10 protein-coding genes are annotated in these 11,049 nt (G+C 69.2%); all 10 read left to right on the top strand.

Translation table 11 applies throughout. From position 1 onward, the window contains the following. The first annotated feature begins 69 nt into the window (after window positions 1-69). Window positions 70-999 (top strand): ABC transporter permease, encoded by a 930-nt coding sequence (locus AB0N06_RS30270; RefSeq protein ID WP_366137885.1) that lies wholly within the window; start codon window positions 70-72, stop codon window positions 997-999. Beyond that, window positions 992-1,777, top strand: coding sequence for an ABC transporter ATP-binding protein (locus tag AB0N06_RS30265; RefSeq protein WP_366137884.1), 786 nt, complete (start codon window positions 992-994; stop codon window positions 1,775-1,777). Before AB0N06_RS30270 ends, AB0N06_RS30265 begins: the two co-directional genes overlap by 8 nt. Before the next feature lie 445 nt (window positions 1,778-2,222). Beyond that, window positions 2,223-3,143 carry a squalene synthase HpnC gene (gene hpnC / locus AB0N06_RS30260; RefSeq protein WP_366137906.1) on the top strand — a complete coding sequence of 307 codons (921 nt, stop codon included), beginning with the start codon at window positions 2,223-2,225 and terminating at the stop codon, window positions 3,141-3,143. A gap of 29 nt (window positions 3,144-3,172) precedes the next feature. Beyond that, window positions 3,173-4,093 (top strand): presqualene diphosphate synthase HpnD, encoded by a 921-nt coding sequence (hpnD, locus tag AB0N06_RS30255; protein ID WP_366137905.1) that lies wholly within the window; start codon window positions 3,173-3,175, stop codon window positions 4,091-4,093. Window positions 4,094-4,253: 160 nt separating this feature from the next. Then, window positions 4,254-5,642, top strand: a complete 1,389-nt coding sequence (gene hpnE / locus AB0N06_RS30250; protein ID WP_366137883.1) for a hydroxysqualene dehydroxylase HpnE — start codon at window positions 4,254-4,256, stop codon at window positions 5,640-5,642. Further along, a complete protein-coding gene (locus AB0N06_RS30245) occupies window positions 5,639-6,742 on the top strand; it encodes a polyprenyl synthetase family protein (protein WP_366137882.1) in 1,104 nt (367 codons plus the stop codon). Before hpnE ends, AB0N06_RS30245 begins: the two co-directional genes overlap by 4 nt. A 104-nt stretch (window positions 6,743-6,846) precedes the next feature. After that, window positions 6,847-8,847 (top strand): squalene--hopene cyclase, encoded by a 2,001-nt coding sequence (gene shc, locus AB0N06_RS30240; protein ID WP_366137881.1) that lies wholly within the window; start codon window positions 6,847-6,849, stop codon window positions 8,845-8,847. Further along, complete coding sequence (locus tag AB0N06_RS30235) at window positions 8,847-9,506, top strand: 1-hydroxy-2-methyl-2-butenyl 4-diphosphate reductase (protein ID WP_366137880.1); 660 nt, start codon at window positions 8,847-8,849, stop codon at window positions 9,504-9,506. Before shc ends, AB0N06_RS30235 begins: the two co-directional genes overlap by 1 nt. Before the next feature lie 5 nt (window positions 9,507-9,511). Continuing rightward, window positions 9,512-10,531, top strand: a complete 1,020-nt coding sequence (gene hpnH / locus AB0N06_RS30230; protein WP_358859776.1) for an adenosyl-hopene transferase HpnH — start codon at window positions 9,512-9,514, stop codon at window positions 10,529-10,531. 4 nt (window positions 10,532-10,535) lie between these two features. Next, window positions 10,536-11,049: flavodoxin-dependent (E)-4-hydroxy-3-methylbut-2-enyl-diphosphate synthase (locus AB0N06_RS30225; RefSeq protein WP_366137879.1), on the top strand; the 514-nt coding region annotated here is incomplete at its 3' end.

The following is an 11,049-nucleotide window of genomic DNA, read 5'->3' as shown; positions in this document are numbered from 1 at the left end:
TTACGGGACCTGTCCGCCTGAACCGCGACCGCGACTGGCTGCGCATCTTGAATACGAGAGTTTCATCTGGTGAGTGACACAACCCATGACGGTGCGGTCGCGCTGAGCACCCCGCCATCCGCCGACGACGGCCTGAGCGCCGCCGCACTGGCAGGCAAGTACGGCCTGACGGTGAGCGGCGCCCGGCCCGGGCTGTTCGAGTACGTCCAGCAGCTCTGGGGCCGCCGCCACTTCATCATGGCGTTCTCCCGGGCCAAACTGACCGCCCAGTACAGCCAGGCCAAGCTCGGCCAGCTGTGGCAGGTGGCCACGCCGCTGCTCAACGCCCTGGTCTACTACTTGATCTTCGGGCTGATCCTGGGTACCAGGAAGGGCATGACCGAGGAGGTCTTCATCCCCTTCCTGGTGACGGGCGTCTTTGTCTTCACCTTCACGCAGAGCTCGGTGATGGCGGGCGTTCGGGCGATCTCGGGCAACCTCGGACTGGTCCGAGCCCTGCACTTCCCCCGCGCGTCGCTGCCCGTCTCGTTCTCGCTGCAGCAGCTCCAGCAGCTGCTGTACTCGATGATCGTGATGGCGCTCGTGGTGATCGGCTTCGGCAGCTACCCCTCGCTCGCCTGGCTGCTGATCGTTCCCGCGCTGGCCATGCAGTTCGTCTTCAACACCGGCCTGGCCCTGATCATGGCCCGGCTCGGCAGCAAGACCCCCGACCTCGCCCAGCTGATGCCGTTCATCATGCGCACCTGGATGTACGCGTCCGGTGTCATGTTCTCCATTCCGGTCATGCTCAAGGACAAGCCGGAGTGGATCGCGAGCGTGCTGCAGTACAACCCGGCGGCGATCTACATGGACCTGATGCGCTTCGCGCTGATTGACGGCTACGGCTCCGAGAACCTGCCGCCGCACGTGTGGATCGTCGGGCTCGCCTGGGCGGTCTGCATCGGCCTCGCGGGCTTTGTGTACTTCTGGAAGGCAGAGGAACGGTACGGCCGTGGCTGAGGACAACACTTCGGGGCGCATCCCCACCGTCATCGCCGACGATGTGCACATCGTGTACCGGGTCAACGGCGCCGGCGGAGGCAAGGGAAGTGCCACCGCGGCGCTGAGCCGGATACTGCGCCGCGGCAAGGGCGAGGCGCGGGGAGTCCGGAAGGTGCACGCCGTACGCGGTGTCTCCTTCACCGCCTACCGGGGCGAGGCCATCGGCCTCATCGGCACCAATGGCTCCGGCAAGTCGACCCTGCTGCGGGCCATCGCGGGTCTGCTGCCGACCGAGCGCGGCAAGGTGTACACGGACGGACAGCCGTCGCTGCTCGGTGTGAACGCGGCGCTGATGAGCGATCTGACCGGCGAGCGGAACGTGGTGCTCGGCGGGCTCGCGATGGGCATGACGCGCGAGGAGATCCGCGAGCGCTACCAGGAGATCGTCGACTTCTCGGGCATCAACGAGAAGGGCGACTTCATCACCCTCCCGATGCGGACGTACTCCTCAGGTATGGCCGCCCGGCTCAGGTTCTCCATCGCCGCCGCCAAGAACCACGACGTTCTCATGATCGACGAGGCGCTGGCCACCGGTGACCGCAAGTTCCAGATCCGCTCCGAGAAGCGCATCCGCGAACTGCGCAAGGAGGCCGGCACGGTCTTCCTGGTCAGTCACAGCAACAAGTCCATCAGGGACACCTGCGACCGGGTGCTCTGGCTGGAAAAGGGCGAGCTGCTGATGGACGGCCCGACCGACGAGGTCCTCAAGGCGTACGAGCGGGAGACCGGAAAGTAGGACCTCCGCCGTCCTCCCTCATCGCAGCGGCCTCCGCCGGAGCACTCCGGCGGAGGCCGCTGCGATGTCCGGATCGCGGGCACCCGGCGGGCGTGCAGCGGGCTCTGCGCCACGCCAGCGGCGATCTCCTCCCGCCGGATGACGTCAATTTCCTTGCGCACGGGGAAGGTTGGCGGGAAGGGCAGCGTTGTCGCAGTGTGCACTGCACCCGCGCGTATGGCTGAAGGTTGTACAACGTAAGCTGTACCAGTGCTGATTCGTGGCAAGTGGGGCGATACCGCCTGGGAGTACCGACCCTAGACGGTCCACCGCACTCGGGAGAGCGGGCGGCGTGTCCGGAATGGGATGTTTTGGGTCAGCAGTGTAGAACGGGAGATGTGACGGCAATGACGGAAAATCTCCAGCTCCGAGGTGTATATGCCGTCCCCGCGCCGGGCGGTCCGTGGTGACTCGTGCCCGGCAGGCGCGCCATGACGCCGCCGTACCCGCCACGCTCGACAAGGCCGCGGACGAGAACTTCCCTGTGGCCCCGTTCTTTCTGCCGCGCGCGTGGCGTAACGATCTGATGGCCGTGTACGGATACGCCCGCCTCGTCGACGACATCGGCGACGGCGACCTCGCCCCCGGCGGCGCCGACGCCCGTCACCTCGGACTCGACCCGGCGCAGACCGATGACCGGCTCGCGATGCTCGACGCCTTCGAGGCCGATCTGCACCGCGTCTTCGACCCCGCGGGCGACGGCCCGCGCCACCCGCTGCTCCGTGAACTGCGCCCCACCGTGCGGCGCTGCTCGCTCACTCCCGAGCCGTTCCTCGGGCTCATCGAGGCGAACCGGCAGGACCAGAAGGTCCGGCGGTACGGGACGTACGAGGAATTGCTCGCCTACTGCGAGCTCTCCGCCAATCCCGTCGGCCGGCTGGTCCTCCAGATCACCGGGACTGCGAGCCCCGAGCGGATCCGCCGCTCCGACGCCGTCTGCACCGCCCTGCAGATTGTCGAGCACCTCCAGGACGTCACCGAGGACCTCGGCCGCGACCGGATCTATCTGCCGGCCGAGGACATGGCCCGGTTCCATGTCACCGAGGCCGACCTGGCAACCCCCTCCGGGGGCGCATCGGTGCGCGCACTCGTTGCATACGAAGCAGAACGCGCCCGGAACCTGCTGAATGAAGGCACCCCCCTGGTGGGTAGCGTCCACGGCAGGCTCAAGCTGCTTCTCGCCGGATTTGTGGGAGGGGGGCGTGCCGCCCTCACCGCGATCGCGGCCGCCGGGTTCGATGTACTGCCTGGACCGCCCAAGCCCGCCAAGCCCAGCCTGCTGCGCGAGGTGGGAGTTGTCTTGCGAAGAGCGCGGAGAGAGGGGTGAACCGGACCGTGGAGGGACAGACGACGTACATGTCGGCGCCGGTACAGGCCGCATACAGTTACTGCGAGGCCGTCACCGGACAGCAGGCACGTAACTTCGCGTACGGAATCAGGCTGCTGCCTGCCGAGAAACGGCAGGCCATGTCGGCGTTGTACGCCTTCTCCCGCCGGGTCGACGACATCGGCGACGGAGAGCTGGACCGGGAGACCAAGCGGACCCGGCTGGAGGGCACCCGCACTCTCCTGGACCGGATCCGGGACGGCGCGGTCGACGAGGACGACACCGACCCGGTGGCCGTCGCGCTCGCCGACGCCGCACGCCGGTTTCCGCTGCCGCTCGGTGGGCTCGACGAGCTGATCGACGGCGTGCTGATGGACGTGCGCGGCGCGACGTACGAGACGTGGGACGACCTCAAGGTCTACTGCCGGTGTGTCGCCGGAGCCATCGGGCGGCTCAGCCTGGGGGTCTTCGGGACGGAACCGGGTGCGCCCGGCGCGGACCGGGCCGCGGAGTACGCCGACACGCTCGGCCTCGCCCTGCAGCTCACCAACATCCTCCGCGACGTCCGCGAAGACGCGGGCAACGGGCGTACGTATCTGCCGTCCGACGACCTCGCCAAGTTCGGCTGTTCCGCCGGTTTCCACCGGGCCACACCGCCGCCGGGCTCCGACTTCGTGGGCCTGGTCCACTTCGAGGTCCGGCGTGCCCGCGCCCTGTTCGCCGAGGGCTACCGGCTGCTGCCGATGCTGGACCGCCGCAGCGGTGCCTGCGTCGCCGCCATGGCCGGTATCTACCGGCGGCTGCTCGACCGGATCGAGCGCGATCCCGAGGCGGTGCTGCGCGGCCGGGTCTCGCTGCCGGGCCACGAGAAGGCGTACGTCGCGGTGCGTGGCCTGTCGGGTCTGGACGCGCGGTACATTTCGCGCCGGACGGCCCGAGGGCGTGTCTGATGCGTATCGCGGACAACTCGCGCAACATGTGCAACACGGACAATCGGTCTCCTCGGCGGGCAACCCTCCGACGGGATGACGCGTCCCTGACTGAAACGACGTGCCTGACCGACATGACCAGCCCGGCCGGTTCGACCCGGCGGAAGCGGAGGGGGGACGCATGACCGACGAGGCCCTGCGCTCGTCCCACGCCGTCGTGATCGGCGGCGGACTCGCCGGCATCACCGCAGCCCTCCGTCTCGCCGACACCGGGCTTGACGTGACCCTGCTCGAAGGACGGCCCCGGCTCGGCGGACTCGCCTTCTCCTTCCGTCGCGGCGAACTGACGGTCGACAACGGACAGCACGTCTATCTGCGCTGCTGCACCGCCTACCGCTGGTTCCTGGACCGGGTCGACGGTGCCCGTCTGGCACCCCTGCAAAACCGTTTGGACGTGCCCGTTCTCGACGTCGGACGCCCCTCGGGGCCCCGGCTCGGACGGCTGCGCCGCAACGCGCTTCCCGTCCCGTTCCACCTCGCCGCCGGTCTCGCCGGCTATCCGCACCTCTCGCTCGCCGAACGGGCATCCGTCGGGCGCGCCGCGCTGGCACTCGGCCGCCTCGACCCGGACGACCCGGCGCTCGACACCATCGACTTCGGCAGCTGGCTGGCCCGGCACGGACAGTCCCCGCGCACCATCGAGGCCCTCTGGGACCTGGTCGGCGTCGCCACACTCAACGCCACCGCACCGAACTCCTCGCTGGCCCTCGCCGCGAAGGTCTTCAAGACCGGACTTCTCTCCGAGCCCGGCGCCGCCGACATCGGCTGGGCGAGCGTGCCGCTCGGCGAGGTCCACGACACGCTGGCCCGCAAGGCGCTCGACTCCGCAGGTGTACGGACCGAACTGCGCACAAAGGCCGACAGCCTCTCCCGTACCGACGACGGACGCTGGATCGTCGACACGGGCGCCGAACGGATCGAGGCGGACACCGTCGTCCTCGCCGTCCCGCAGCGCGAGACCCACGGCCTGCTGCCCGAGGGCGCACTCGACGCGCCGGACAGGCTGCTCGACATCGGCACCTCGCCGATCCTCAATGTGCACGTCGTCTACGACCGCAAGGTGCTGCGCCGCCCGTTCTTCGCCGCACTCGGCTCCCCGGTCCAGTGGGTCTTCGACCGCACGGACGCCTCCGGGCTCACCGGGCCCGGACAGTACCTCGCGATCTCCCAGTCCGCGGCCGACGACGAGATCGACCTGCCCGTCGCCGAACTGCGCAGCCGCTACCTGCCCGAACTGGAGCGGCTGCTCCCCGCCGCCCGCGGAGCCGGCATCAGGGACTTCTTCGTCACCCGGGAGCGGACGGCGACCTTCGCCCCCGCCCCCGGCGTCGGCCGGCTGCGCCCCGGAACCCGCACTCGTATGCCCGGCCTCCATCTGGCCGGAGCGTGGACGGCCACGGGCTGGCCCGCGACGATGGAGGGCGCTGTCCGCAGCGGGTTCAGCGCCGCAGGCGCCGCGCTCTCCTCGCTCGGCCGCACCCATGAACATCCGCTGCAGGAGGCGGCATGAGCAGTACCACCGGAACAAGAGGAGAGTCAGTGACCCCGGCGAATCCGGCTTTCGACACCGTGGCAGACACCGCGGACGTCAACGCGCTTCTGGAGCGCGGACGGGCCATGTCCGCTCCGGTGCTCCGGGCCGCCGTTGACCGGCTCGCACCGCCCATGGACACCGTCGCCGCCTACCACTTCGGCTGGATCGACGCTCAGGGCCGCCCCGCCGACGGTGACGGCGGCAAGGCTGTCCGCCCCGCGCTCGCCCTGCTGTCCGCGGAGGCGGCGGGCGCCGCCGCCGAGGCCGGCATCCCCGGGGCCGTCGCCGTCGAACTCGTGCACAACTTCTCGCTGCTGCATGACGACCTGATGGACGGCGACGAGCAGCGCCGTCACCGCGACACCGTGTGGAAGGTGCACGGCCCCGCCCAGGCGATCCTGGTCGGCGACGCGCTCTTCGCGCTGGCCAACGAGATCCTGCTGGAGCTCGGCACGGTCGAGGCGGGCCGCGCGGCCCGCCGGCTGACCACCGCCAGCCGCAAGCTCATCGACGGGCAGGCCCAGGACATCTCCTATGAGCACCGCGAGCGGGTCACCGTCGAGGAGTGCCTGGAGATGGAGGGCAACAAGACGGGTGCTCTGCTTGCCTGCGCCGTGTCCATCGGCGCGGTGCTCGGCGGCGCCGACGACCGTACCGCCGACACTCTGGAGGCCTACGGATATCACCTCGGCCTCGCCTTCCAGGCCGTCGACGATCTGCTCGGTATCTGGGGCGACCCGGAGTCCACCGGCAAGCAGACCTGGAGCGATCTGCGTCAGCGCAAGAAGTCCCTGCCGGTCGTCGCCGCGCTCGCTGCGGGCGGACCGGCCTCGGAGCGCCTCGGCGAACTGCTCGCCGCGGACGCCAAGAGCAGCGACTTCGACAGTTTCTCCGAGGAGGAGTTCGCCGCCCGGGCGGCGCTCATCGAGGAGGCGGGCGGCCGGGAGTGGACCGCCCAGGAGGCCCGTCGGCAGCATGCGGTCGCCATCGAGGCGCTGCACGCTGTCGCCATGCCGGAAACCGTGCGGGCGCAGCTCACGGCGCTCGCGGACTTCGTCGTCGTACGAAAGAGATGATCACCATCCGCATATGACTCGCAGTCGCCGGCCGGTGCCCGTACCGGGCGCCGGCCGACGGAGACCCCAGCACAGCAGAGGACCGACTGCACGAAGGGGAAGCCATGACAGCGACGACCGACGGAAGCACCGGGGCTGTGAACCCCCGCGCAGCCTCGGCCAGCGAACCGACCGAATCAACCACCTCGGCAAACGACGTGCTCACCGCCGCGCGGCGGGCCGCGGAACGCTCGACGGAGCATCTCCTCGGCAGGCAGGACGCCCAGGGCTGGTGGAAGGGCGACCTCGCCACCAACGTCACGATGGACGCTGAGGATCTGCTACTCCGTCAGTTCCTCGGCATTCAGGACCCGGCCACCGTAGAGGCGGCCGGACTTTTCATCCGCGGCGAGCAGCTCGTCGACGGCACCTGGGCCACCTTCTACGGCGGCCCGGGAGACCTCTCCGCCACCATTGAGGCCTACGTCGCGCTGCGGCTGGCCGGAGACCGGCCGGACGAGCCGCACATGGCGCGCGCCTCCGGATGGATCCGGGAGCAAGGCGGCATCGCGGAGAGCCGCGTCTTCACCCGCATCTGGCTGGCCCTCTTCGGCTGGTGGAAGTGGGACGACCTGCCGGAGCTCCCACCGGAGCTGATGTTCTTTCCGAAGTGGCTCCCGCTCAACATCTACGACTTCGGCTGCTGGGCCCGGCAGACCATTGTGCCGCTGACCGTCGTCTCGGCGAAGCGGCCGGTACGGCCCGCGCCCTTCGCCCTCGACGAACTGCACACCGACCCGCTCGTCCCGAACCCGCCCAAGCGCCCCGCCCCGGCGGCCAGCTGGGACGGCGTCTTCCAGCGCCTCGACAAAGCGTTGCACGTCTATCACAAGGTGGCCCCGCGCCGGCTGCGCCGGATGGCCATGAACGCGGCGGCCCGCTGGATCATCGAACGTCAGGAGAACGACGGCTGCTGGGGCGGCATCCAGCCGCCCGCCGTGTACTCCGTCATCGCCCTGCACCTCCTCGGCTACGACCTCGACCACCCGGTGATGCGGGCCGGCCTGGATTCGCTGAACCGGTTCGCCGTCTGGCGCGAGGACGGCGCCCGCATGATCGAGGCCTGCCAGTCACCGGTCTGGGACACCTGCCTCGCCACCATCGCGCTCGCCGATGCCGGAGTCAGCCCCGACCATCCCGCGCTCGTGAAAGCGGCGGACTGGATGCTCGGCGAGGAGATCGTCAGGCCCGGCGACTGGTCCGTGCGTCGACCTCAACTGGACCCGGGCGGATGGGCGTTCGAGTTCCACAACGACAACTACCCGGACATTGACGACACCGCCGAGGTAGTCCTCGCGCTGCGCCGCGTCCGGCACCCCAACCCGGCCAGTATCGAGGCCGCCATCGAACGCGGGGTGCGCTGGAACCTCGGCATGCAGTCCCGCAACGGCGCCTGGGGTGCGTTCGATGCCGACAACACCAGCCCTTTCCCCAACCGGCTGCCGTTCTGCGACTTCGGGGAGGTCATCGACCCGCCGTCCGCCGATGTCACCGGACACGTGGTGGAGATGCTCGCCATGGAGGGGCGGTCCGACCACCCCGCCGCCCGGCGCGGCGTCGAGTGGCTGCTCGCCGAACAGGAGGCGAGCGGTGCCTGGTTCGGCCGCTGGGGAGTCAACTACGTCTACGGAACAGGGTCGGTGGTGCCCGCCCTGATCGCCGCCGGGCTGCCCACCGCCGATCCGGCGATCCGCCGGGCTGTCGGCTGGCTGGAGTCCGTGCAGAATGACGACGGCGGCTGGGGTGAGGACCTGCGCTCGTACCGGGAGGAGAAGTGGATCGGGCACGGCTCGTCCACCGCCTCCCAGACCGCGTGGGCCCTCCTCGCCCTCCTCGCCGCCGACCGGCGGGACAGCACGGCGGTGGCCCGCGGCGTCGCCTGGCTGGCCGAGAACCAGCAGGCCGACGGGTCCTGGGACGAGCCGTACTTCACCGGCACCGGGTTCCCCTGGGACTTCTCCATCAACTACCACCTCTACCGTCAGGTCTTCCCTCTCACCGCGCTCGGGCGGTACGTGTACGGTGACCCGTTCGCCGCCCGCACGGCCACCCGCGAGGGGGCCTGATGGGCGATGCCCCGGGACCGCCCGGCTTCGCAGCGCCTCTGCTGATCGCCTGCGCGCTCGGTATCGAGCAACTCGCCCTGCGCAGCGGCAGAGGAAAGGCCGGCGACGCCCCGGGCCCGGTGACCGTGCTCCGTACGGGCATGGGCCCGAAAGCCGCCGAGACGGCCGTGGAACGCGCGCTCGCCCAGGACTGGGCGCACGGCTCCGTGGTCATCGCCTCCGGGTTCTGTGCCGGGCTCGCACCCGACATGCACCCCGGGGACCTGGTGGTCGCCGACGAGACCCGGGACACCGGGGACTCGACGGCCTGTACCGGCGCGGGTCTGCTCGCCGAGGCCCTCGCCAGGGCGGTGCCGGGCCGCACCGTCCACACCGGTCCGCTCACCGGTTCCGGCCATGTCGTACGCGGACATGAGCGGGCCGAGCTGCGGGCCACCGGGGCAATCGCGGTGGACATGGAGTCCGCCGCCACTCTTCGCACCGCCCTGCGCACCGGGCCGCGCCCGGTTGCGGCTGTACGGGTGGTCGTGGACGCGCCAAAGCATGAGCTCGTCCGCATCGGCACAGTACGCGGTGGAATATCAGCCTTCCGTGTTCTTCGTGCCGTCCTGCCGGCTTTCTATGAATGGCACCGATCTTTGCTGCTCCCCAGGAGGTGAGCTAGATGGCCATGCCGCTCCGTCAGACCATCAAGGTTGCGACGTACCTCATTGAACAAAAGCTCCGCAAGCGGGAAAAGTTCCCGCTGATTGTCGAGCTGGAGCCTTTGTTCGCCTGCAATCTGGCGTGCGAGGGCTGCGGAAAGATCCAGCATCCGGCCGGAGTCCTGAAGCAGCGCATGCCGGTGGCCCAAGCCGTCGGCGCGGTGCTGGAATCGGGTGCCCCGATGGTTTCCATCGCGGGGGGCGAGCCACTGATGCACCCTCAGATCGACGAAATCGTAAGGCAATTGGTCGCACGGAGGAAGTACGTCTTCCTCTGCACCAACGCGATGCTGCTCCGCAAGAAGATCGAGAAATTCACCCCCTCGCCGTATTTCGCCTTCGCCGTACACATCGACGGCCTGCGCGAGCGGCACGATGAATCGGTCGCCAAGGAAGGCGTGTTCGACGAGGCGGTGGCGGCGATCAAGGAGGCCAAGCGGCGCGGTTTCCGGGTCACCACGAACTCCACGTTCTTCAACACCGACACCCCGCAGACCGTCATCGAGGTCCTCAACTACCTCAATGACGATCTGAAGGTCGACGAGATGATGATCTCGCCCGCCTACGCATACGAGAAGGCGCCCGACCAGGAGCATTTCCTCGGAGTCGAGCAGACCCGCGAGCTCTTCAAGAAGTCCTTCGCGGGCGGCAACCGGGCCCGCTGGCGGCTGAACCACTCGCCGCTCTTCCTGGACTTCCTGGAGGGCAAGGCGGACTTCCCGTGCACGGCCTGGGCGATCCCCAACTACTCGCTCTTCGGCTGGCAGCGACCGTGCTATCTGATGAGCGACGGGTACGTCCCGACGTACCGGGAACTCATCGAGGAGACCGACTGGGACAAGTACGGCCGCGGCAAGGACCCGCGCTGCGCCAACTGCATGGCGCACTGCGGCTACGAGCCGACCGCGGTCCTCGCCACGATGGGGTCGCTGAAGGAATCCCTGCGCGCCGCGCGGGAAACCGCCTCCGGGAACCGGTGACGTCATGACCGCTGGAGAACCAGTCGCACTGGGTCTCCCCGAGTTGCCGGCCCGGCCGCTCGCGATGCGCCGCCCCTCGCGGCGCATCCAGGTCGGGTCGGTGGCGGTCGGTGGGGATGCGCCGGTGTCGGTGCAGTCGATGACCACGACCCGTACGTCGGACGTCGGTGCGACGTTGCAGCAGATCGCGGAGTTGACGGCGTCCGGCTGTCAGATCGTGCGGGTGGCGTGTCCGACGCAGGATGATGCGGATGTGTTGGCGACGATCGCCAGGAAGTCGCAGATTCCGGTGATTGCGGATATTCATTTCCAGCCGAAGTATGTGTTCGCGGCGATTGATGCGGGCTGTGCGGCGGTGCGGGTGAATCCGGGGAACATCAAGCAGTTCGACGACAAGGTGAAGGAGATCGCGCGGGCCGCGAGTGATGCGGGGACGCCGATCCGGATCGGTGTGAACGCGGGTTCGCTGGATGCGCGGTTGCTGAAGAAGTACGGGAAGGCGACTCCTGAGGCGTTGG

The sequence above is a fragment of the Streptomyces sp. NPDC051020 genome (genome assembly GCF_040683105.1).
GTDB lineage: Bacteria > Actinomycetota > Actinomycetes > Streptomycetales > Streptomycetaceae > Streptomyces.
This window is presented reverse-complemented; position numbering and strand designations above follow the sequence as displayed.